Origin of the sequence: Desulfatibacillum alkenivorans DSM 16219 (assembly GCF_900142135.1) — a bacterium.
Taxonomy (GTDB): domain Bacteria; phylum Desulfobacterota; class Desulfobacteria; order Desulfobacterales; family Desulfatibacillaceae; genus Desulfatibacillum; species Desulfatibacillum alkenivorans.
Genome location: NZ_FQZU01000006.1, coordinates 55,220 through 78,035 on the forward strand (window position 1 = coordinate 55,220; position 22,816 = coordinate 78,035).

Genomic DNA, 22,816 nt, shown 5'->3' on the forward strand with positions numbered 1-22,816 from the left:
TCAGTTGGTTCCGGCGGTCAGGGCTTCTAATATGTCCTGGTGTTCCTCTTCATAGGCCCGGACCCTGCGATCATGATCCCTGGCCTTTTCCGATAGGGCCATAATTTTGTCGTTCACTTCCTGAACCTTGGTGTTATGAACCCGCATGACGCTTCTTTTTCGTATTCTTTTGCCCGCTTCCGCAAGCGCGTTCGCCTCCTCCTGCAGGGCGTCCCTCTCTTCCCGCAATTCCCGGGCCTCTTCATTCAGCCTTTTACGGCCCTCGATAAAGGCCTGGATCTCCGCGTTGCTCGGCCTTTTCTTTTTAGGGGCGACGGACTGGCCGGGAGGCGCGCCATCGCCCTTCCACCCATGGCCGGGGTTGGCCGAGGAAGAGCGGGGAGACGGCGACGGAGCAACTTCCTTGGTGACCTGCACCTGGGAAGGGGGGACCTCGGCGGCCGCAGGCGGGGCGTCCGTAAACACCAGGTTTCCGTTCTCGTCCCGGTAGGAATAGATCTCCGCAAATCCGTCCTGAGTCCAGGCAAAAAGCAAAAAGGCCGCAAAGGCGCATAGCGCAATCTGTTTCATAATATTCTCCGGCGTATAAGGTTCGCGTGGGAAATCCCCCATTCCATAACGCTCAACATTCTGATCCGGCTTGCATCCTCCCGGAAAGCCGAAAGCTTCCGGCCGCGGGATTGGAGAATAGTATCATCCGCCCGTCAGCCCGTCAATTGAGTTCCTCAGCTCTCCTTTCGCCCTTGTTATGTATGCTCGCCGCCGCTCCGTTTCGAGAACGCCGGCGCCCTCCGAAAAATCCTTGACAAATTATTTGTCATAGTCAAATATTATCCCTAACAAATAAATCGGCCCGTGTACAGCTTTTGATGTAAACCCCCCTATTGAATAAGGAAAAAATGATCCAAATGCCCCAACTGCGAGAGACGGACTTGAAAAATTACCGCATTTTCCTGCTCATGGCCAAGGTGCAATCCAGAACCTCCCGCTTTTTCAAAAAGGAAATGAAGGCGGCGGGCCTGGAGATCTCCTTCTCCCAACTGGGCGTCCTGTTCATGCTGGAGAAAAATGACGGCATGTCCATGGGAGACTTTTGCGCCCAGTTGGAGATGGAAAACTCGGCGGTCACCCGTCTCATGGACCGGCTGGAAAAAAGCGGGTGCGTGCTTCGGAGAGTGAACCCGGAGGACCGCCGCCAGTTTTTGGTGGATATCACGGACAAAGGCAGGGAGCAGGCCGCCCTTGCCAAGCCCATTGTAAGAGCCGCCAACCAAAAGATTCTGGATGGCCTTTCCGGGGAGGAGATTCTTTTGTTCGTGGGCGTCATGAAGTCGTTTTTGGATATTTTTCCCGCGGGATAATTTTTTTGTCTCAATATTTGACTACGTCAAATACTGTGTTGGCAGATGGCATTCACCCTTTAGCTGCGAAGGAGAAGTCATGAATTTCGAATACATGGACATTCAAGTGCAGGACGATCTGGGGATCGTAACCATGAACCGGGCGCCGGAAAACAGGGTCAACGGCCCATTTATTCAGGAGTTGACCCGGGCTTTCCAGGCCGTCAAGGAAAACGCGGACATCAAGGCGGTCATTTTGGCCAGCGCCTTGGAGAAGTTTTTCTCCAACGGCTATGACCTGGAATGGATGGCCGCCAACTTCTCGGAGATCGAACGGGTCCAGGCTCTTTTGGAAGGCGCTTCGGCGTTTCTGGCGGACCTTTGCGTGTTCCCCAAGCCGGTCATCGCCGCCATGAACGGCCATACCTACGGCGAGGGCGCCTTTATCGCCGGATGCTGCGACTATCGCATCATGCGGCAGGATCGCGGATGGGTGTGCTTTCCCGAGGTGCACATCAACAAGCCGTTCATCCCCGGCCAGATCGCCATCATGCGGGAAATCCTCTCCCCGCGGGCTTTTCGGGACATGGCCCTTTTCGGCCGCAGATACGGCGGGCCCGAGGCCCTGGAAATCGGGTTTGTGGACCAGATTTCGCCCCTGGAGGAGTTGATGGACCGGGCCAAGGCCATGGCCGGAGAAATGCTGGCGTTCCACCCGGACGCCTTCGCCGAGATCAAAAAGCGCATCCGCTCCCCTTTGTCCAAAATCATCCGGGAGCAGGATCCGCCGGTCATTCAAAGGAATCTCGGCCTCGCTTAAAATCGGCCTGCAACCGGCCGAAATGATCTTGCGCGCCCGTTTTTCATGGTTATTTTTTGCCTGTGTAGGCCCGCACTTTGTGCAAGGACCACTTTGAAGGAGGAAATGATTAATGGGCAACCAGATCAAGAGTGTAATGCTTTTAACGGCCATGACGGCCTTTTTGTTGATTGTCGGACAATTGATCGGCGGCAGGGCGGGAATGACATTCGCCCTGATCATGGCCGTGGGCATGAATTTTTTCAGTTATTGGTATTCGGATAAAATCGTCCTGAAGATGTATCGCGCCAAGGAAGTCGGCCCCGGACAGGCGTCGGAGCTTTACGGGATCGTGCAACGGCTGTCCTCCAACGCCGGGCTTCCCATGCCCAAGGTGTATATCATCCCCCAGCAGGCGCCCAACGCCTTCGCCACGGGCCGCAACCCGGAGCACGCCGTGGTGGCGGTCACCGAAGGCTTGCTCAACCTCATGAACCGGGAGGAGCTGGCAGGCGTGCTGGCCCATGAACTGGCCCACGTCAAAAACCGGGACATCCTCATTGGAACCATCGCCGCCACCATGGCCGGAGCCGTCATGTTCCTGGCCAGCATGGCCAAATGGGGGGCTATCTTCGGAGGATTCGGCGGACGGGATGACGACAGCCCTCTGGGCTTTGCAGGCATGCTCATCATGGCCATCCTGGCGCCCATCGGAGCGGCCTTGATCCAGATGACCATATCCCGCACCCGGGAATACCAGGCCGACGCCACGGGCGCCCAAATCGCCGGGAATCCCAAAGGCCTGGCTAACGCCCTGGCCAAACTGGGAGCCTATTCCGGTCGCATCCCCATGGACGCCGAGCCTGCCACGGCCCATATGTTCATCGTAAATCCCTTGTCCGGCAAGAGCCTGGCCAGCCTGTTTTCCACCCATCCTCCGCTGGAGGAAAGAATCGCCCGGCTCACCGGCGCCATGCCCCAAGGCGGCGCGCCCAGCCCCCCCAACAGAACGGCCAGAAACGCCGAAGACAGCGCCAGGGACTTCTGGGACTCCCTGAAATAGCGCTCCACGCCATAAAAAATGACCCAGCCCGGCCATGCCCATCAACCCAGCAGGCCGGGTTTTTTATGGGGTCAAATCTACGTTTGACGTTTGAGGCATGGCTTCCAGCGACTAAGGCGGACGCAGGAGCCTGTAATCATAGCAGCATTGGAGAAATGCAGCATCGTGGCTTCGCCCCACTGCGGCGCCGATTGGACGTGCGGAGTACTTCCCGGACAGGCGCCGGGGCCTGCAGCTACAGGTCGAATTCAACAGGCGCGTTTTAAAAAACAATGTAGCCGCAGGGCTTGCCCTGCTATTTTTTGGGGGCTGAATTTTTTATGGGGTCAAATCTACGTTTGACGTTTGAGGCATGGCTTCCAGCGACTAAGGCGGACGCAGGAGCCTGTAATCATAGCAGCATTGGAGAAATGCAGCATCGTGGCTTCGCCCCACTGCGGCGCCGATTGGACGTGCGGAGTACTTCCCGGACAGGCGCCGGGGCCTGCAGCTACAGGTCGAATTCAACAGGCGCGTTTTAAAAAACAATGTAGCCGCAGGGCTTGCCCTGCTATTTTTTGGGGGCTGAAGGCCCACAAATGCGGCCGGTAAAGATTATGGAACTCAAAGCGGGAGGCCCCATTTGAAGCCGCTTTTCTATAGCTGAGCGGTCCCCGCGCCGTCGGGGCGCTGCTTGCCGCGCCCTGTAGTTGCGAGGTCTCCTCGCTGTAGTTTTGCGCGCTCCACCCGCGAACGGCATAGGCTTATTGAGGCCAGTCTTTTCGATAAGATTCTTTTGATCACAGATTCTCCATTTAAAATTCGTCAAGATTAATTGGCCCTACTATAAAAGAACAGATGATCAAAATTAAAAAAAGAATAATTGTAATCGTTAAGCATGCATAGAAAATTTTGAACTATATTCCGGTCTTGCCCTTATCTTCTCGGGTGTATCTTCTGTATTCGGAAGCTACCATTGGCCAAAACAGCAAGCAGTAATAGTCGATTGATTTTCCAACCAGTGAATTAGTGATTAGGTAGTATGTCATATAAAAAAGGCTGCCCAAAACCATAAGAAAGAAAGGGGCAATAACAATCGGCCCCCAAACCACCATGTGTTGCATCAAAGTCATGTTATCATCTTCATTGGTGTCCTGGATTTTTATTTTAAAAATAATTACTTATAGCTGTTGAGATTTAACAGCCTTTTTGTTTAAGGCGAAAAATCTTCTCAAACGTCAAACGTAGATTTGACCCCATCGGTCGTTGGAAGGCGCCGGAATCCCGGTCCCGGGCCATTATGTCAAACAAATCCAAATAGGCCTGGGCGACGTTCTCCAGTGAAAACCGGCTTCCCCGGATGGATTCCCTGGCCTGGTCTGCCAGTTTGGTGCGCAATTCCGGGTCGTGGGCCAGAAACTCCAGCCTTTTGGCGAAGGTTTCCATGTCTCCCACGGGAACGCAAAATCCGTTCACGCCGTCCTCCACCAGTTCCGGTATGCCGCTGGGGATGTCCGTGACTACCGGGACGCATCCGGCGGCCATGGCTTCCAAAAGGGAGACGGGCGTTCCTTCGAAGCCCGAGGTCAGCACCAGGGCGTCGTGCTCCACAAGGTGGCGAAGCACCTGATCGTTGGGCAGGGTTCCTGTCATGGTTACAACGCCTTTTTTGATTTGCGTCGCCAGGGCCTTTTTCAGTTCTTCGGCTTGGGGGCCTCCTCCGATGATGGTCAGGGAATAGGGGACATGCCTTTGCTCCAGCTTTTCCGCTAAGGCGGCCAAATCCATAATCCGCTTTTGATGGTGAATCAGCCTGCCCGTGTAGATGATCCGCAGGATGGCGCCGGGCCGGGCCGGTCCCCGCCTCAAGGATGTGACGGCCACGCCGGACGGAATGACATGCACCCGGGATGCCAGGTCCGGCAAATCCGTTTTGACCCTTGCGGCGATGGCGCGGCTGACGCACACCGCGGCGTTCCATGAGGCGCCCAGGCGCTGCACGTGGTCGTAATGCGCCGGGTCGTCGCTGTGGACCACCCCGCAAACCATGACGTTTTTCGAAAGGGCGGGGCAGATGCGGGAGTGGTCGAAATCGTAGCCGGGAACGTAAATGCAGGGCGCCAGGCTTTCCAGATAGTTCAGCAAGGCCTTTTGCCGGGCCTTGAGGGTCGCCTTGGGCCTGGCCGGCAGGAAATAAGCCGGCGCGTCATGGGGCGCCGGCATGGGCATGGGGTCGGGCGCCGTGGGATTGGTCAAAAGCAGGCGGGCGTCATGCCCTCTGCGGTTCAATTCCCGAATCAGGTTGGAAACCGCCGTGTTGACGCCGCTCAGGCCGTATGTCGGCGAGCTGAATATGACCCGAAATCCCATGACTCCTCGCTTTTTTTAAGGCGAATTCCTTATTTTTAGCCGGTCCACTTGAACATCCAGGAGCCCAGGGCCATGAACACAGTGGTGATCAGGGCTAGTATGAGAATCTGGGGCATAATCTCCGCGAATCCTCCGCCGTAGCTCATGACCTCCCGCATGCCGGAAGTTACGTGGGTCAGGGGCAGCGCTTGCGAAAGCCCTTTCACCCAGCCTGGGGCGCCTTCGATGGAAAACCACACCTCGGACAAAAACATCATGGGCCAGGAAAGCAGGTTCAAAAGGCCGGAGGCGAATTCCTCGTTGGACCCCCGGGAGGCGATGACCATGGCCAAGGACACATGGGATGCGCCGCCCAGCATGAACACCGTGATCAAGGCCAGGTACGATCCCTTGCATTGAAACCCGAACATGAGCACGCAGGCGATGTAAACCAGGAGGGTGGAAAACATGATGACCAATAACCGCGAGACCACGTGGGCGCTTAAAAACTGGAACGCGCTTAAAGGCGTGGCCGCCAGGCGCTTCAGCACGTTGTTCTTTCTATACCGGACCACCACGAATCCCACGCCGAACAGGGCGGAAAACATCATGTTCATGCCCAGGATTCCCGGAAAGAGCCAGTCGATGTAATCCACCTGAAAGCCCTCGATGGTCTGCCGGGCGGTATAGTTTTTCAAAACTTCCGGCTCGGCCGCTGCGGCTTCCAGAATATCCCCGGCAATGGCCCCTTTGGGGGAGGTGTCCGACACCCAATAGCTTAAGGGCTCGGTCCCGGCCTGGACCGCAATGTCCAGCCTGTGCGCCGCCAGCTTTTCCAGGGCCTCTTCTTTATTCGGCATTTCCACCTTGGAGAAAAAAGGCGAGTCCTCCACCCGGGCCGGAAGTTGGTACGAAAGAACCTCTCCCTGGCTGGGAACGACCCCCATTTTATAGGTGGGCTCGGCGCCCCGTCCGAATATGGCGGCGAAGCCCGCAATAATCAGGAACGGAAATGCGATGTTCCAGAACAAGCCCGCCCGGTCCCGGTAAAATTCCTTGTTGCGGGCTGTGAATAAGGCCCAAAATGCTTTCATTCGCGTAACCTGCGGCCCGTGAGGTCCAGAAAAAGGTCCTCCAAATTCGGGCTCCTCACCGTGATGGAATGAAGATCCACCCCGGCTTGAAGCAGCTTTTCAAGGCATCCTTTGATGTCTTTGGTCTGCAGTTGGATGTTGTCCCCTTTTTGGCGAACCCGGATGTTTTCGTCCGCCAGGGTCATGGGATCGATGGGGAAGCTGAACGCCGGCAGGCTGGCCAGAACGCCCTTGCCGTGCTCCTGCAATAGATCGGCCGGGCTGCCCTGGGCGATGATGGCGCCCTGGTCCATGATGGCGATTTCGTCGCAGAGCTTCTCCGCCTCCTCCATATAATGGGTGGTCAGAACCACGGTCTTTCCCTGGGTCTTGATGGTCCGCACAATGTCCCATACGTGCCTGCGCGCCTGGGGGTCCAGGCCGGTGGTCGGCTCGTCCAGAAAAACCAGTTCCGGGTCGTTGACCAAGGCCAGGGCCAAAAGCAGGCGCTGCTTCTGCCCGCCGGAAATTTTATCGTTAAAACGCTCCAGGATGTCTTCCATCTGGCAGAGCGCGATCAACTTGTCCAGATCCATGGGGTTTTTATAGAGCCGGGCGAAAGTGGCCAGGGTTTCCCTGACCGTCAAAAACGACAAAAGCGCCGTGGATTGAAACTGGATTCCCGCCTCCTGGGCGAAATCCCTGGTCCGGGGCTTTCCTTTATAAAGCACCTCCCCCGAGGTTTGGGGGATAATGCCTTCCACAATTTCCAGAGTGGTGGTTTTGCCCGCTCCGTTGGGGCCAAGCAAGCCAAAGCAGACGCCTTGCCTTACCCCAAACGAGACGCCGTCAACGGCCCTGACTTTGGGATACTGCTTGACCAAATTGTTAATTTTCATAATATCCATGGCGATCCTCATCTTTTTGCCGCTTGCGAACGGAGTTTTAGCACAGAGCGTTTTCTTTCGCCACCCCTGCTTTGCCTGGGGCCGGGGTTGTGTTATAATTATCAGGTCTAAAATCGCCGATTTTCAGATCGCCCCCAAAATATCAAAAATCAATGCGTCATGCGGCAGGGCGCCTCCGCCCCAAATTATTCTTGCGGGAATCCGGCCAAGCCCCCTCATTCGTGACATGGGACCCTATATGATCCGTTTTGCGGGAAAAAAGATTCAAGCCTTTTTTCAAAGCATACTGCCAACCTCTTTGGAATGGGAGACCAATTACTCCCAGGCCAGAATCAAGCTGTTTTTGGCGGTGTTTCTTTTAGTCGCAGGCGGGGTTGTGCTGGGTTTTGGAATTCAGGATCTTTTAAAAGGCGCCTACAATGCCGCTTTACCCGCTTTCGCCGCTGTGACCGGATGCTTTCTTGGCCTGTTTTTTATCAACCGGCCGGCAAACAAGGCCCTTATATACAGAACTGTTTTCATCCTCTTGCTGGTTTTGTTCGGAGAGGCGGCGTGGAATGGGGGGGATCTGGGCTCCATGGCCTTATGGACTTTGATTCTGCCTCCCACGTTTTTCTTTTTGTCCGGAAGAGGCGAGGGCTTGCTCTGGACGCTAGGATCCTTGGCTCTGATCGCCTGGATTATGCTGGATCCCTGGAAGTTGCTGAACTCCCACCAATACACCGAAGGCTTTTTACTGCGTTTTTTTCTCTGCTTTGTCATCATCAGCGCCATTTCCTGCGCCTCGGAGCTCTCGCGCTTTTGGTATCAGACGGAAATGGAGGAGCAGCAACGCAAGCTTTTGGAGGAAAAGGTTTTTTTGAAGAACAGCATCGCCCTGCGCATCCAGGTGGAGGCGGCTTTACGAAAAAGCCAGTCTTTGTATGAGCTGCTGACCAGAAACATGAAGGACGTCATCTGGACCACGGACCTGGACTTTCGTCTGACGTACGTAAGTCCGGGAATCCGTCTGTTGCAGGGATTTACGCCTGATGAACTGGCGGACAGGTCCATTGAAAGCATGATGGTTCCCGACAGCCTGAACAAAGCCGTGAGCGTGTTGACCCGTCTGGCCGAAAGAAAATCCACCCAGTCCGTGGCCCTGGAAACGGAAATGCTGCACAAGAACGGCGGCTCCGTCTGGGTGGAAACCGTCGCCAGCCTGTACCTGGACGACAATGGCGTTCCCGCCGGGTTCATCGGCTCCTCCCGCGACATCTCGGACAGAAAAGGCGCGGAAGCCGCCCTCCGGAAAAGCGAGGAGCGGTTTCGTGAATTTGTGGAAAACGCCCCGGTGGGCATGTTCACCGTGGACCTGCACGGCAAGTTCACCTACATGAACAAAAAGGTCCTGCAAATGACCGGCTACCGGAGCGCGGACATGCTGGGACAGCAGTTTTACCAAATCGTCCACCCCGAGGATTTGCCTAAAATCATCCGCGCTATGGAGGACGCCGCATCAGGCGTTCGCACCACTCCTTATCTGCAGGTGCGCATTCGGGATTCCGTGGGGAAGATGATGTGGATCGTGGTCACCTCGGAAATGCTCATGGGGTATTCCAAAGACGGCAAAAGGGCGCCCATCGGATTCCAGTGCTTTGTGGAAGACGTGACCGAACGGAAATTTGCAGAAATGGAAAAGCTCCGCCTGGAAAGACAGTTGCGTCAGGCTCATAAAATGGAGGCCATCGGCACCCTGGCCGGCGGAATCGCCCATGACTTCAATAATATTCTCTCCCCAATCATCGGATACACGGAAATGCTCCGCGACACCCTGAAGGGCGACAAAGCCGCGGTCCGGGATTTGAGCGAAGTGCTGAAGGCGGCCCGCAGAGCCAAGGATCTGGTCAGCCAGATTCTTACTTTCAGCCGCAGGTCCGAGGAAAAGCCTCAACTGGTGGCCCTGGCGCCCATCGTCTCGGACGTCCTGAACCTGATCCGGGCCACCCTGCCAGCCACCATTCAAATCCAAAAAAACATCGACCTGAGTTGCGGCTCGGTCATGGCCGATCCCACCCAGATGCACCAGGTAGTCATGAACCTGTGCACCAACGCCTATCAGGTCATGCGCCAGACCGGCGGAGTGCTGGAGGTGACTCTCAAAGAGACCCAACTGAAAGAGACGGACTTGTCCCCCGCGTCATCCATCCAGCCGGGCCGTTACGCCTGGCTGTCCGTCAGCGACACCGGCGAGGGCATGCCGCCGGAAATCCAGGAACGCATTTTTGAGCCCTACTTCACCACCAAGCCCATAGGGGAGGGCACAGGCATGGGCCTGGCCGTGGCTCACGCCATCGTAACCAAGCATAGGGGGGAGATCCGGGTGCAAAGCTCGCCAGGCCGGGGCACGGTGTTCGACGTGTTTATTCCGGTTGTGGAAAGCCAGACGCGGGACATCCCATTCATTCCCAGCACATTGATGCAAAAAGGCGACGAACGGATTATGCTGGTGGAGGATGAAGAGGCTATCCTGGACATGACCCATCGCATGCTGAAAAAACTGGGCTACAAGGTGACTCCGTTCCAATCCTCCCTGGAAGCGCTGGAGGCCTTCAAAGACGCGCCTCACGCCCATGACCTTTTGCTGACCGACATGACCATGCCCCACATGACCGGTTTTGAACTTGCCTTAAAAATGCGGGAGATCAGGCCCGGCATGCCCATCCTCCTGTGCACCGGATTCAGCGACCAGATTTCCGACGAAAGAATCCGGGACTTGGGCCTCACCGAATTCCTCATCAAACCCATTTCCATGAACGTCATGGCAAACGCCCTCCGCAAGGTCCTGGACGCCTGAACCCAAGATGGGGTCAAATCTACGTTTGACGTTTGAGGCCAGGGCGCCCTTCAAACGTTTGAACTCAGTATGGTCTCCTGGAGCCAATTTGTTGGGTTTCGCGACTGCTGGGCAGACTTTATTGTTCGTTTAGGCAAGAGATATTTTATTCAATTAAATTAGCTTGTTCAACGCTCAAATCAACTAATGGATTTCCCCAAAACCTTATCACACCCTCGAATTTCATGGGGAAGCGATACTTAGCTCTGTACTCTTGCCAGGTGAGTTGCATGGTTTTTGGAAAAATCAGTTCATGTCCCTTAAATCTGCTGGCCGCCGCCCTCCGTCATCCCCGTGGAGGGAGGCGGCGGGATGATTGCGGTTGTTTTGCCATCATGGTGACGCAATCCCGGAAACGGGGACCCAGGGTCATTGTTGACTTGCCTGGAATAATAATTACCTGCCTGGAAGCAATTTGGCGCGGGAAATATTGGCGGGAATTCGCGGACAAAAAAACGGGCTTCCGCGTTTTGCGGAAGCCCGTTTTGACTGATTCTATTCATCGGAAGCGGGCGGAGCGCCGGGTTGATCCTCCGGCTCCTGTGCGACCTCCGGAGGAGGCTGAGGCCCTCCATCCGGCGTTTGGGGCCTGTCTCCGGGAGGCTGAAAGCGTCCCCTGGGAGGCTTGGGCCTGTCGCCCGGAGTCTGCATCCCGTCCCCGGGAGGGGGAGGGCCGCCGTCGCCTGAAAACGCAGGACGGTCTCCCGGCCGAGGTTTGGGGCCGCCCTGGCCCGGAGGGCCTGGAGGCGGTCTGCGCATCATGCGCTTTTCGATTTCTTCAAACTTTCTCCTTTGCTCTTCAGTAAGCACTTTGCTGATTTGAACGCGATGATCCTTGAACAGGGCGTCAATTTCGGGAAAATGCTTCTTTTGCAGGCTTATCATGTTTTTCCGGAAATCATCCAGAATGCTTTTTATCCGGACCTGCTGCTCCTGAGTCAGGTCCAGATCCTCGGTCAAGCGATCCAGGACGAAATCCAGGTGCTTGCCCCGGCGTTCTTCAAAAAACGAAGCCCGCTGGTGTTTCTGGTACATGCCCATGCCAAGCCCTCCTGCTAAGGCTCCCAGGAAGAAAACCAGGAAAAGCCCGGCATACAGTTTTATCGGTTTCATAATCCTTATCCTGTTATTGCATTTGTATGGTCTGGACCAGCAAGTTGCCCATGGAGTCGTCCATCATGGCTTCCACCAACCCGTACTGGGGGGTAAAATCCTGGCTTAACAGAACCAACGTCATGGCCGCAATCAGAACGCAGGCCGCCGGAGCAAACCGCCAGACCATGCGTTCCAGCATCACGGAGGGCCGGTCTTCCATCGCCTCCTTGCGGGGCAATGTTCTCACGGCGTCCATAACCCGGCTTTGCCACTGCGGGCCAAGGACGGCCTCCTCCCTGTTCCGGTGAACAGCGGATAGGATGGATCTTGTCTTTTCCCAATCCTTGTTTTTTGGTTCCATACCGCCTCCTGCTTATCCGTTTTTCATTTCCTGTAAAACGCCTTCCAATTTTTTTCTGGCCCTGTAACATCTGACCTTCACATTGGCCGTCGTCCATTTAAGGATTTTGGCCGCTTCCCGCCCGGTCATCCCCTCCAGGTAGACAAGCTCCACTACCATGCGGTCTTTGGGGGATAAACGGGCCAGCGCGGCGTCCAGCACCTCCCTGGCTTCCTTTTGGGCGCACAGGCTTTCAAAGCCGGCTGTGGATTCCTCCGCATAGACCTTATCCAGCCAGTCGTGATGCTCCCGGGCCAGGGCGGTCATGGCGACCTCCTTGGATTTATAGCGCTTTCGCCAAAAGTCGCAACAGGTCTTGACCGCAATGGACGAAACCCATGGCCTGAAACCGTCCCTGTTTTTCAGGTTGGCCAAGGATTTATACGCTTTGATGAACACTTCCTGGGCTACGTCCTCCACCTGGTCCTCGGGCACACGGCGGCGCACGATGCTCGCCACCACGTGGGAGTGGGCCTCAAGCAGATGCTCAAAGGAATTCGCGTCCCCGTTCAGTATTTTTTCAATGATGCGGGCTTCGTCGGTAATGATTCGGCCTCCTGACGCCCCTGGCGCGGGCCTGGACTTCGGCTCGCCTCCTAAAGCTGTTTGCGTCTCACACTCTGTGGATGCCGATTTTAACACAATAACCGCCTGCCGCCCACACAGCCCTTTCCGCACCGGAGAAAAACCCCGCATGCAGCAATGCTTCCGGTTCTATACCACACATGATTTTCCTTGGTTATCGCCCGGGCTCCCACACATCCTGGGTGGGGACAGGGAACTGAAAATTGCACGCGTCAATGGTTGCGCGCATCCCTTGGCAAAGGAAGCCCGGGCGCCTGAACCAGCTAAAGTAAAGCCATTATTTTTGCTTGGCCGCAATGGCTGTATGCCTGCCCAGCAATTTTCCCGCCGGAGCAGCCAAATCATCCGGCTGAAAGGAACCAGCCCCTGAAAACCTGAATCCGGATAGGCCTTCTGTTCAATGAGTCGTCAGCCTGTTTTTACGGGTTACGTTTTTCTGCAAAAAATTTGCATTCAAGGGATGCCAAGGGGGGTGATTTTTCAAACGGCATGGATTTGACGGCGGCGGGGGCACGACCTGATCTCTGCAACAATTTTCCAAGCGGAAAGGCCCTCAATGAGATCAGGGTCGCCCGCAAGCCGGGACCGGGAGTCTTTGCGGGAAATTTTTAGCCGGGGTTTTCATTTTCAAGGGGAATGACGTCCACTCCCACGATCAGGTTGTGAGCGCCTCCTCCCCAAACCACCCCCTTGGCCGGCGTGACGTCCCCGTAATCCCTGCCCCAGGCGACCGTGATATGCCGCCGCCCCGGGATCATGTTGTTGGTGGGGTCCAGATCCACCCAGCCCAGTTCGGGAATATGGACGGCCAGCCACGCGTGGGAAGCGTCGGCGCCCGTCAGTTTTTGCTTGCCAGGGGGCGGGATGGTTTCAAGGTATCCGCTTACATAGCGGGCCGCCAGGCCCAAAGACCGCAGGCAGCCTATCTGTAAATGGGCGAAATCCTGGCACACCCCTTTCTTGATTTTCAGCACTTCCTGAAGCGGCGTTCCGATATTGGTGGCGTCCTTATCGTATTTGAACTCCGTGAAGATCCGGGCGGTCAAATCCAGGGCGGCTTCCAGCGCAGGGCGCCCCGGCGTGAATGACTCCTTGGCGTATGCGGCCAGGGCCTTGGACGGGCTGACAAAATCCGAAGGATAGACAAACTGGCAGGCGGCCAGGTCTTCGGGGTTTTCATGACTGGCAAGGCGTTCCCGGATTGATTCCCAGGGGGCCGTGGACGCGGGGTCGGGGCCTTCCCAGTCAGCCGTTTGGATGACGCTTTCCGTAATGACCGCCAGCGTTTGGTGAGGCTGCTGCACCATAAAGTTATGAACATGGTTTCCGAAAAAGTCCAGCCGGGATTCCAGAACCGTGGGTTTGGGGCGTATGGTTAGCCTTTTGGACTCGCAAACCTGCCTCTGGGCGTCCCGGGGGAACAGGCATAGCTCGTTTTGCGAAAGAGCCGCCGGTTCGCTGTACTCGTAGCTGGTCTTATGAATCACCTTGTATTTCATTGCTTCCCTTCCGGATAAAGGGAGGTGAAATGCTGTGTGGTTGGAATCCTGCTTAAATAATGTTGGGTTACATGCATGGCGAAATCGTTCAAGCCGGCCTCCACGCTGGATAGAACTTCCTCCAGCCTGTTTCTCCGGCCCGAGGAATCCGGCTCGCACAATCCGTTCAGGTCCCAAAGGCGGACGGCGGTCAGGCTTCGCAAAGCCGCCTTTTCCTCCGGCGAGGAGAACTTTCTTTCATTGCCCCGGGGCAGGCTGTCCACATGTTCGGTCAAAGCGGCCAGTTGAAAGGCCAAGGACCGCGGGTTGACCTCGTCGGCGATTAAAAGGTCCAGGGCCGGGGGAACTTGCAGGGAGGTCCGGTAGCGGGACCGGTAAGTCATGGCGCTGTCCAGAATTTCCAGCAGGGCTTCCAGAGAGGCCTTCTGGTCCGCAACCGGCTCCACCAAAGCGCTTTTGATGACGCCGATGATGTGATCCGCCCTGTCTATGCGCCTGCCCATGTCCATGAACCGCCACCCAAGCCCCCGGGTGATGCTTTCCATGGCAAGCCCGCTGAAAGCCGACAGGCTGATGAGCAGCTCGGTCATGAGGTCAAAGGTTTCGCTCACCTGCAGCCATTGCTCGGCGTCCGATTTTTTCAGGGTGTGCTCCAAACGCATGACCACGCGCCAGGAGTCCAGGGAAAGCCTGTCCCGGACGCTTTTGGCCGTGCGGTGGACGTGCCCCAGGGCGGCGATCAGGCTGGCGGGCCTTTGGGGGTCGAAAACCGCCTCCAGGATTTCGTCCTGCATTTCAAACAGGTTCAGGTTCTCCCGTCCAAGGACTTTGTCCGCAGAAAGAAAGCCCCGGTCCGCGGCCATTTTCAGCAAGACCGGGATTTCGGGCATTTCCATATAAGGCGTTTCGCTGGAGAGCTTCTTGAACATGCTTCTGTACAGGCGCACCTGGTTTTCCGCACGCTCGATGTATCTTCCCAGCCAAAGCAGATTGTCCGCAATCCGGCTGGGCAGGTCGCCGCCGCGTTTGATCTCCAGGGTCTTTTCCATCCTGTCCAGCAGGCTGACCTGCTCCACGGGCTTGTCGGAAATCACCCAGATGTCCTTGCTGAGCGCGTCCTCGCCGCCGGTCAATAACAGGGACAGGCTGTCGCTTCCCACCCGGCCCAAACCGCCCGGCATGACTTTGATGGAATCCCGGTCCGCCGAGACGAAAAAGCGGGAAAGCGCCCGCCAGGGGGCCACGTTTCCGTTGTCCAGCGTGGGCGCCGTGGAAACCCCGGTTTTTTCATAGGCGATGTATTGATAAGGGGACGTATGGATTTTTTCAACCAGCGCGTCCCAGTCGCTTTTTTTGACGTCCATTTTATCAATGGCAGATGGGCCGGAGCCGCCAAAGCAATGGGCAAAAATATAGTTTTCCGGAGCAGCCAGGGCTTGCTCCAAAGACATGGGATCGCCGCACCACAGGGATGACGCGTCCCGGAGCAGCAAGTCCTCGCCCAATAAATGCCTGCACAGGCCAGGCAGATACCCGGCGAAAGCAGGACTCTCGGTCACGCCCGCTCCAATGGGATTGACCACCACAAGGGCGCCCGTCCGCACCGCATGAATCAGGCCCGAGACTCCCAGGGCGGGATCGCCGCGCAAAGCCAGGGGATCGCTGTCCCGGTCGTCCGTCCAACGGAACAACACGTCCACCTGCTCCAGGCCGCCCAGGGTTTTCATATAAACCTTGTTGTCCCGGATGGTCAGGTCTCCGCTTTCCACCATGGGGTAGCCCAGATACCGCGAAAGGTAGGCGTGCTCAAAATAGGTCTTGCTGGAAGGCCCCGGCGTCAAGGTTACGATGGACGGGTCGTCCTTGTTGAACAAGGCGGCTTCTTTAAGGGATTCGTCCAGCTTGATGAAAAAAGGCGCCAGGCGCTTGATCCGGTTTTGATGAAAAATCCGGGAAAGAACCTGGGACATGATCACCCTGTTTTCCAAGGCGTATCCCGGCCCGATGGGCGTCTGGGCCCGCCGCCCCGCCACTCTCCATTCTCCCTGCGCGGTCCTGAACAAATCCATGGAAAAAACAATGGGCGCCCCGCTCCAGGAGGACTCCATGCCTGTGCAGACTCTTAAAAAGCCGGGATTGGCGTAAACCAGCTCAGGCGGAATCAGGCCTTCATTCACAAGGCTTTGGTTGGAGTACAGGTCTTTATAGATGGCGCAGTGGAGCCGGGCCCGCTGCTCAAGCCCCGCTTTAATAAAAAGCCATTCCCTGGCTGAAATGATCAGGGGGATGAGGTCCAGCTCCCAGGGGCGGTCAAGCTCCTGGGGATCGTCGAATAAATTATAGGTGGCCCCGTGCTCCACAAGCATCCTTTCGACCTGCCCCAGCCTTTTGAAAAACTTTTCCGGCCCCATGGCGTCAATCATGTTCACCAGCTTGATCCAATGCTGACGAGGTTGGCCCGTGGGTTCAAAGGCTTCGCAATAGCAGCTCGTTAAAGGGGTATAGCCTGCAAAAATCCGTTCAAAGGATTCCATAAACACTTTCTATTATAATGGCGCGGAGCGCGATTGGTAAAAAAATTAGGGTCAGGTGAACCCTTTCCTCCCTTACCACAATACTCCGAAATCAAAAATCGGATTTAAGGCATACGCAAATCCAGGGTGTATGGAAACTCCTTATTTGTTTTTAATTCCGGCAAAACCCCCAGTTTTCCAGGGGAATGGGCAAAGGGAATGAATCGGGAAATGCGCCTGCCTTCGGCCTCGTTTTCGTTCACCGGGAACCTTTCGTAGTTCCTTCCCCCCGGATGGCCCACGTGGTAGGAGCAACCCGCCACGGGCCGCATGTTCCATACATCGATGACGTCGAATGTCAGGGGCGCATGCACGCCAATGGTCGGGTGGAGGCAGTTGGGCGGCTGCCAGGCCCGGTAGCGCACTCCGGCGACATAGGTTCCCTGTTCGCCCGTTGCCGTCAGGGGGACGCGCCTTTGGTTGCAGGTGACCATGTACCGGGAGTCTTCCCCGCCGCTGAGCTTCACCTGGACCCGTTCCAGGGAGGAATCCACAAATCGCACCGTCCCGCCGCCCCCGGGCTCTTCCCCCAGGACGTGCCACGGCTCAATGGCCTGTCTGATTTCCAGGGTGAGGTTTTTGAATTGCACGGACCCGAAGGCCGGAAAACGGTATTCGAAATGGGGATGGAAGAATTCTTTTTTGAAGGCGTAGCCGTTGTCGTTTAACTCCTCCAGCACGTCGTTCAGGTCCTGCTCCACAAAATGGGGCAGGGAGAACTGGTCCATGAGCCGGGTTCCCCAACGCGCCAGAGACGCCCGGTAAGGCTTTTTCCAAAACCAGGAGATAAGGGTGCGCAACAGCAACTGCTGGGCCAGGCTCATTCGCGCATGGGGGGGCATTTCAAAGGCCCGGATTTCCAGCAGCCCCAGCCTGCCCGACGAGGAGTCCGGCGAGTACAATTTGTCGATGCAAAATTCCGTCCGATGCGTGTTCCCGGTCACGTCCACCAAAATATTCCGGAACAGCCGGTCCGTGAGCCAGGGCGGGCATTGCCCGTAAATCTCCATTTGCCGGTCCAGTTCCCGGAAGGCGATTTCCAGCTCGAACAAACTGTCGTGGCGGGCTTCGTCGATCCGGGGCCGTTGGCTGGTGGGGCCTAAAAACAGCCCGGAAAACAAATAGGATAAGGACGGATGATTGTTGAAATAGGATACGATGCTCCTGACAAGGTCCGGCCGGCGCAGGAACGGGCTGTCCTGGGGCGTCGCCCCGCCGAGCACTACATGGTTGCCGCCGCCCGTGCCGGTGTTGCGTCCGTCCAAAAGGAATTTTTGCGAGCCCAGCCGGCAAAGCCGGGCTTCTTCGTATAGCTCGGTAGTGACGCTGACCATCTCCTCCCACGAGGAGGCCGGATGGATGTTGGCCTCGATGACTCCCGGATCCGGGGTGATCTTCAGCACGTTCACCCGGGGATCGTAAGGCGGCGGATACCCCTCGATGATCACGGGCATGCCGGTCTTTTTGCAGACCGCCTCAATGGCGGCCGTCAGTTCGAAATAATGCTCCGCCTCCTCCAGGGGAGGCATGAACACGTACAGCCTCCCCTCGCGATGCTGCACGCAAAGGGCGGTCCTGACGTCCTCGGCCAAAGCATCCCCGGAAGGCGGGCTTTCCTTCCCCGGCTTGCGGGGCTGGGGGCTTTCCTCCTGCCGGGCGCCGTCCTCCTGCGCTCCCGGCACGGCCATCTGGCCGTCGTGAAAGCCGGGCATGGGGCCGCGGGGCGCCATGGGATCGGCGGGTGTGACATGGGGATACCGCCCGGGCGGCAGCCAGGGCAGGGACTCCAAGGGCAAGCGCAAGCCCGCGGGCGAGTCGCCGGGGATGAGGAACATGCGCTCCCCCCGGAAAGGCCAGGGGCCGGTTTTCCACGATCCGTGCTTGATGGGCAGGACGTAGCCCGTAACCTCTCCCAGGCCCTGTTCAAACACCCGGGTCATGCGGGTGCGCTCTTCCGGGTCTTTCAGCTTGGATTTTTCCGGGGTGACGTTAACCGGAAGGCGCTGCTCCTTCCATAAAAAATAAAACACGTCTTCATAGGCGGGCTGGATGTATTGCGGATCCAGGCCAAGTTCTTCGGCCAGGGACATAATAAACGTTTGCGCCTGCTCCGCGCCGAATCCGTAATCCTTTTCCTCGTCGGCGACCAGAGCGTCGTCCAGCCAGATGGGCTTGCCGTCCTTTCGCCAGAAGCAGCTAAAGGCCCATCGGGGCAGGGATTCCCCCGGATACCACTTGCCCTGGCCGTAATGCAAAAGCCCGCCGGGCGCCCATTTTTTCTTGAGCCTCTTGATCAGGTTGGCCGCCAAAGCCCGTTTGGCCGGCCCCACGGCGTCCGTGTTCCATTCCGCCCCTTCCATGTCGTCGATGGAGACGAAGGTGGGCTCGCCGCCCATGGTCAGACGCACGTCATTGGCGTTCAATTCCTCGTCCACTTTAAAGCCCAGATCATGGATCTGCTTCCAGACTTCCTCGGGATAGGGCCGGGTGGACCTGGGAGCTTCGAAAATCCTGGCGACCTTCATGGCGTGACTGAAATCCACCTCGCATTCATCCAAAGCGCCGGTGATGGGCGAGGCGCTCTGGGGCTCGGGCGAGCAGGCCAGGGGGATGTGGCCCTCCCCGGCCAAAAGCCCTGACGTGGGATCCAGGCCGATCCAGCCGGCGCCGGGGATGTACACCTCGGTCCAGGCGTGGAGGTCGGTGAAATCGCTTTCCGGGCCCGAAGGGCCGTCCAGGGCTTTGACGTCCGGCGCCAACTGAATGAGGTAGCCCGAGACGAATCGCGCAGCCAGTCCCAAATGCCGCAAAATATGCACCAGCAGCCAGGCCGAATCCCGGCAGGAGCCGCTTTTCAGCTTTAAGGTTCGCTCCGGGCTTTGGACGTTGGGCTCCATGCGGATGAGGTACCCGACCTCCTTTTGCAGGGCCTGGTTGATGGCCACCAGAAAATCCACAATCCGGCATTTGCCGCGGTCAATGCCTTTCAGGTATTCCTTGACCAGGGGATGGGGCTCGGAAACCCTCAAATAGGGCCTTAAATCCTCTTTGAGGGATTCCTCGTACTTGAACGGAAAATGCTCCGCATAAGGGTCCAGGAAAAAATCAAAGGGATTGATGACGGTCATGTCCGCCGTCAAATCGATTTCCACATGGAATTCCCGCGTCTTTTCCGGAAACACCAGCCTGGCCAGATAGTTGCTGAACGGGTCCTGCTGCCAGTTGATAAAATGCTCTTCCGGCGTAATGGTTTGGGAATAGCTTAAAATCGTGGTCCGGCAGTGGGGCGCCGGGCGAAGGCGCACAATGTGCGGCGACAGCATGACGGCCCTGTCGTAGAGGTACGAGGTTTTATGGTGAAGCGCTACATGAATCCCCATGTATGGTTGCTCCCGGGCGAAATGGAAAACAGTTTACGGTTAAAGGCCTGCGCGGGCTACTGGGACTGCGTCTGTTCCTTTTGAGGCGGCCTGAGCTTGAAAAAGGTGCAGTTGACGGCTTCATCCACCTTGTTCAAACGGGTCTGCAGATTGTCCAGAAATTCGTGCACTCCCTGGGCGACCACCTCGTCGGATTCCGTGTAGTCGAAGTCGGCTTTCAGGCGTCCCAGCGCCTTTTCCGCCGGCGTGGAAAACCTTCCCATGGGCGTGCCGGTGATCCAGTGCATGGACTCCTCCGCCTTGGTGAGGCAATGGCGAATGGAGCGGGGAAACTGCTCGTCAAAAAGCAAAAATTCGATCACCTGCTTGGGTGCGATGCGGTGAAAGCGCTTCCGGTACATTTCCAGGGCGCTGGCCGACTTGAGGACCGCCGCCCACTGGATGTTGTCAAAGGGCGCTCCCACCTCTTCGGGGCGCGGCAGAAGCATAAAATATTTCACGTCCAGAATGCGCGAGGTTTTGTCGGCCCGCTCCAGCAACAGGCCCATGCGGTTGAAATGCCAAGCCTCGCCGTGGGACATGGTGGAGTACATGAGGCCCGAAAACATATGCCCGCGCATTTTGATGATGGAGAGGAACTTGTTGGGGTCCCGGAAGGCCAGCGAGGTTTGCTCGCTGTGCTTCAAATCCAGGTAGAAGGTGTTCAACTGCTCCCACATTTCCGAGGATATGATCTCCCTTATGGAGCGGGCGTTCTCCCTGGCTGCGTACAGGCACGAGATGATGGAGTTGGGATAGTCCCGGTCAAAGGTCAAAAACTGGATCACGTTTTCCTGAGTGTACTCCCCGTATCGCTTTTGAAACTCTTCGTGATCGCCCGTCACCTGGATCATGGGCTCCCATTGCCGGCCCGCCTCCGACGGCATGTCCAGGAGCAAGTTGAGGTTCACCCCCAGAAATCGCGCCACGTTTTCCGCTCTTTCCACATATCGGCACATCCAGTATCCGGAATTTGCAACCCTGCTTAACATTTTTCCCGCTTCCTTTCCTTAGGCGCAACTCCTGGAGTCGATCACCCATGTATCCTTGCTGCCGCCTCCCTGGGACGAGTTAACCACCAAGGAGCCTTTTTTCAGGGCAACCCTGGTCAGGCCTCCGGGGAGAACGTATATGCTGTCGCTATACAGTATGTACGGCCTCAAATCCACGTGCCGCCCCTCAAACCCGCCGCCAACAATGGTGGGCGCCCGGGACAGCATGACCGTGGGCTGGGCCATGTAGTTGCGGGGGCTTTTTTTGATAAGCTCCGCAAACTCTTCCCGCTCCTTTTGGCTGGCGTGGGGGCCGATGAGCATGCCGTACCCGCCGGACTCGTTGGCCGCCTTGACCACCAGCTTGTCCAGATTGTCCAGCACATAGCTCCGGTCCTTGTCGTTCCAGCAGATATAAGTGGGTACGTTGGGCAGGATGGGATCCTCGCCCGAGTAATACTTGATGATTTTAGGGACGTAGGCGTAAATCACCTTGTCGTCCGCGATTCCCGTGCCCGGCGCATTGGCCATGGCGATGCGGCCCGCCTTATACACCTCCATGATCCCGGGAATGCCCAGCACCGAGTCCGGCCTGAACGCCTTGGGATCGATGAAATCGTCGTCAATACGGCGGTACAACACGTCCACCTTCTTGAATCCCTTGGTCGTGCGCATATGCACGAACCCGTCGAACACCACCAGGTCCTGGCCTTCCACCAGCTCCACGCCCATTTGCTGAGCCAAAAACGAGTGCTCGAAATAGGCCGAGTTGTAAATGCCGGGAGTCAATACGCAGACGACCGGGGCCTCCGTAGACCTGGGCGCCAGGTACTCCAGCATTTCAAACAGCCGGTTGGGATACTCGTCCACCGCCCGGACATTGGATGCGGCGAAAACCTGGGGAAAGGTGCGCTTGAGCACCTGCCGGTTTTCCAGAACGTAAGATACCCCGGACGGGCACCGGAGGTTGTCCTCCAACACGTAAAACTGGCCGTCCTTGTCCCGGACCAGGTCCGTGCCGGTCACGTGGCACCAGATCCCCTTGGGCGGATTCAACCCTTCGCACTCCTTCCGGTATGTCTTGCTGGAAAGGATGATTTCCTCGGGGATCACCTTGTCCTTCAGGATTTTTTTGCCGTGATAAATATCGTCTATGAATGCGTTCAGAGACCGGATGCGCTGCTTCAAGCCCGCTTCCGTCTTTTCCCAGTCGTCTCCGGCCACCACGCGCGGGATTACATCAAAGGGAAAGATTTTCTCCGCCCCCTCGTCGCTCCCGTACACATTAAAGGTAATCCCCATTTGGAGCAGCATGGCTTCGGCGGCTTTTTGCTTCTGCATCAGGTCCCCATCCGGCAGCGACTCTATTTTTTCGATCAAAAGCCGGGAGCACGACCTGGGGGCGCCGTTGGCCTGAAACAGTTCGTCGTAATAGTCTTCCGTTCGGTAATCCGAAAAATCCATGGGTAAAGCACTCCTTGCAATCCTGCCGGTTAATAGTCCGGTTTATTTCCGGACCGGCCTTATTTGGGCCTGAAACGAGTTGAGCATATTTCGTGCCAGGGAAATTCCCTGTAAATTCAGCGAGACGATTGATGTAAAAATACAATTTTGAATCTATAAATTTATTATGCGACAATTTTGTTATAAGCCGCCTCCCTTGAATCCCCTATAAGAAAGCGCAGCTCCCTACTCAAAAAAGAACAAAAAGCAAAGAAAAATAATCGTTCGAGGCGTTTTTTCCGGCCGGCTTCAACAGGCGTTGGAAAGGAAGCGGGATCAGCGGGCCGGAGTGCATTGGGAAAGGCCGCCGGAGCCTATGGGAATCAGTACCGAAAGAGTACCAAATCCAAAGGCTTCCTGCCAA

The 22,816-nt window shown here is 56.7% G+C and carries 16 protein-coding genes; 4 read left to right on the forward strand and 12 right to left on the reverse strand.

The window, feature by feature from the left end; all coding sequences use genetic code 11:
- Complete coding sequence (locus tag BUE18_RS07060) at nt 1–570, reverse strand: DUF4124 domain-containing protein (protein WP_073474349.1); 570 nt, start codon at nt 568–570, stop codon at nt 1–3.
- A gap of 338 nt (nt 571–908) precedes the next feature.
- Here BUE18_RS07060 and BUE18_RS07065 point away from each other — a divergent pair, with 338 nt between their 5' ends.
- From BUE18_RS07065 to htpX, 3 genes are all read left to right on the forward strand, one after another.
- Nucleotides 909–1,361, forward strand: a complete 453-nt coding sequence (locus BUE18_RS07065; protein ID WP_170868290.1) for a MarR family winged helix-turn-helix transcriptional regulator — start codon at nt 909–911, stop codon at nt 1,359–1,361.
- A gap of 79 nt (nt 1,362–1,440) precedes the next feature.
- Nucleotides 1,441–2,160 (forward strand): enoyl-CoA hydratase/isomerase family protein, encoded by a 720-nt coding sequence (locus BUE18_RS07070; protein WP_073474353.1) that lies wholly within the window; start codon nt 1,441–1,443, stop codon nt 2,158–2,160.
- A gap of 112 nt (nt 2,161–2,272) precedes the next feature.
- On the forward strand, nt 2,273–3,202 hold the full coding sequence (gene htpX, locus BUE18_RS07075; RefSeq protein WP_073474355.1) for a zinc metalloprotease HtpX: 930 nt from the start codon (nt 2,273–2,275) through the stop codon (nt 3,200–3,202).
- Between the two features lie 1,176 nt (nt 3,203–4,378).
- Here htpX and BUE18_RS07085 read toward each other — a convergent pair.
- Genes BUE18_RS07085 through BUE18_RS07095 form a run of 3 tightly spaced genes read right to left on the reverse strand, consistent with a single transcriptional unit; the run spans nt 4,379 to nt 7,511 of the window.
- Nucleotides 4,379–5,551, reverse strand: coding sequence for a glycosyltransferase family 4 protein (locus BUE18_RS07085; RefSeq protein WP_073474359.1), 1,173 nt, complete (start codon nt 5,549–5,551; stop codon nt 4,379–4,381).
- A 35-nt stretch (nt 5,552–5,586) separates the two neighbouring features.
- A complete protein-coding gene (locus tag BUE18_RS07090; RefSeq protein ID WP_073474361.1) occupies nt 5,587–6,624 on the reverse strand; it encodes an ABC transporter permease in 1,038 nt (345 codons plus the stop codon).
- Complete coding sequence (locus tag BUE18_RS07095) at nt 6,621–7,511, reverse strand: ABC transporter ATP-binding protein (protein ID WP_073474581.1); 891 nt, start codon at nt 7,509–7,511, stop codon at nt 6,621–6,623. Before BUE18_RS07095 ends, BUE18_RS07090 begins: the two co-directional genes overlap by 4 nt.
- A gap of 238 nt (nt 7,512–7,749) precedes the next feature.
- Here BUE18_RS07095 and BUE18_RS07100 point away from each other — a divergent pair, with 238 nt between their 5' ends.
- Nucleotides 7,750–10,347: a PAS domain S-box protein gene (locus tag BUE18_RS07100; protein ID WP_073474363.1), complete on the forward strand. Its 2,598-nt coding sequence runs from the start codon at nt 7,750–7,752 to the stop codon at nt 10,345–10,347.
- 534 nt (nt 10,348–10,881) lie between these two features.
- Here BUE18_RS07100 and BUE18_RS07110 read toward each other — a convergent pair.
- The 8 genes from BUE18_RS07110 to BUE18_RS07145 form a co-directional block, all read right to left on the reverse strand.
- Nucleotides 10,882–11,499, reverse strand: a complete 618-nt coding sequence (locus BUE18_RS07110) for a Spy/CpxP family protein refolding chaperone (RefSeq protein ID WP_073474367.1) — start codon at nt 11,497–11,499, stop codon at nt 10,882–10,884.
- A 13-nt stretch (nt 11,500–11,512) separates the two neighbouring features.
- The gene (locus BUE18_RS07115) at nt 11,513–11,842 is read right to left on the reverse strand and encodes a hypothetical protein (protein WP_073474369.1); all 330 of its coding nucleotides are present in this window, start codon (nt 11,840–11,842) and stop codon (nt 11,513–11,515) included.
- A 12-nt stretch (nt 11,843–11,854) separates the two neighbouring features.
- Nucleotides 11,855–12,523, reverse strand: coding sequence for an RNA polymerase sigma factor (locus BUE18_RS07120; RefSeq protein ID WP_083610850.1), 669 nt, complete (start codon nt 12,521–12,523; stop codon nt 11,855–11,857).
- Between the two features lie 551 nt (nt 12,524–13,074).
- Nucleotides 13,075–13,965 carry a transglutaminase family protein gene (locus BUE18_RS07125; protein ID WP_073474371.1) on the reverse strand — a complete coding sequence of 297 codons (891 nt, stop codon included), beginning with the start codon at nt 13,963–13,965 and terminating at the stop codon, nt 13,075–13,077.
- Nucleotides 13,962–16,499 (reverse strand): circularly permuted type 2 ATP-grasp protein, encoded by a 2,538-nt coding sequence (locus BUE18_RS07130; protein WP_073474373.1) that lies wholly within the window; start codon nt 16,497–16,499, stop codon nt 13,962–13,964. The genes BUE18_RS07125 and BUE18_RS07130 overlap by 4 nt, the downstream gene beginning before the upstream one ends.
- Before the next feature lie 104 nt (nt 16,500–16,603).
- Nucleotides 16,604–19,918 carry a transglutaminase family protein gene (locus BUE18_RS07135; RefSeq protein ID WP_073474375.1) on the reverse strand — a complete coding sequence of 1,105 codons (3,315 nt, stop codon included), beginning with the start codon at nt 19,916–19,918 and terminating at the stop codon, nt 16,604–16,606.
- 56 nt (nt 19,919–19,974) lie between these two features.
- Nucleotides 19,975–20,949 carry an alpha-E domain-containing protein gene (locus BUE18_RS07140; RefSeq protein ID WP_073474377.1) on the reverse strand — a complete coding sequence of 325 codons (975 nt, stop codon included), beginning with the start codon at nt 20,947–20,949 and terminating at the stop codon, nt 19,975–19,977.
- Between the two features lie 18 nt (nt 20,950–20,967).
- Nucleotides 20,968–22,413 (reverse strand): circularly permuted type 2 ATP-grasp protein, encoded by a 1,446-nt coding sequence (locus BUE18_RS07145; protein ID WP_073474379.1) that lies wholly within the window; start codon nt 22,411–22,413, stop codon nt 20,968–20,970.
- Nucleotides 22,414–22,816: the final 403 nt, after the last annotated feature.

Bases quoted from the DNA above. Each gene is read 5' to 3' on its own strand.
- BUE18_RS07060 (WP_073474349.1), bottom strand. From the start codon at position 570: ATGAAACAGATTGCGCTATGCGCCTTTGCGGCCTTTTTGCTTTTTGCC.
- BUE18_RS07065 (WP_170868290.1), top strand. From the start codon at position 909: ATGCCCCAACTGCGAGAGACGGACTTGAAAAATTACCGCATTTTCCTG.
- BUE18_RS07070 (WP_073474353.1), top strand. From the start codon at position 1,441: ATGAATTTCGAATACATGGACATTCAAGTGCAGGACGATCTGGGGATC.
- htpX (WP_073474355.1), top strand. From the start codon at position 2,273: ATGGGCAACCAGATCAAGAGTGTAATGCTTTTAACGGCCATGACGGCC.
- BUE18_RS07085 (WP_073474359.1), bottom strand. From the start codon at position 5,551: ATGGGATTTCGGGTCATATTCAGCTCGCCGACATACGGCCTGAGCGGC.
- BUE18_RS07090 (WP_073474361.1), bottom strand. From the start codon at position 6,624: ATGAAAGCATTTTGGGCCTTATTCACAGCCCGCAACAAGGAATTTTAC.
- BUE18_RS07095 (WP_073474581.1), bottom strand. From the start codon at position 7,511: ATGGATATTATGAAAATTAACAATTTGGTCAAGCAGTATCCCAAAGTC.
- BUE18_RS07100 (WP_073474363.1), top strand. From the start codon at position 7,750: ATGATCCGTTTTGCGGGAAAAAAGATTCAAGCCTTTTTTCAAAGCATA.
- BUE18_RS07110 (WP_073474367.1), bottom strand. From the start codon at position 11,499: ATGAAACCGATAAAACTGTATGCCGGGCTTTTCCTGGTTTTCTTCCTG.
- BUE18_RS07115 (WP_073474369.1), bottom strand. From the start codon at position 11,842: ATGGAACCAAAAAACAAGGATTGGGAAAAGACAAGATCCATCCTATCC.
- BUE18_RS07125 (WP_073474371.1), bottom strand. From the start codon at position 13,965: ATGAAATACAAGGTGATTCATAAGACCAGCTACGAGTACAGCGAACCG.
- BUE18_RS07130 (WP_073474373.1), bottom strand. From the start codon at position 16,499: ATGGAATCCTTTGAACGGATTTTTGCAGGCTATACCCCTTTAACGAGC.
- BUE18_RS07135 (WP_073474375.1), bottom strand. From the start codon at position 19,918: ATGGGGATTCATGTAGCGCTTCACCATAAAACCTCGTACCTCTACGAC.
- BUE18_RS07140 (WP_073474377.1), bottom strand. From the start codon at position 20,949: ATGTTAAGCAGGGTTGCAAATTCCGGATACTGGATGTGCCGATATGTG.
- BUE18_RS07145 (WP_073474379.1), bottom strand. From the start codon at position 22,413: ATGGATTTTTCGGATTACCGAACGGAAGACTATTACGACGAACTGTTT.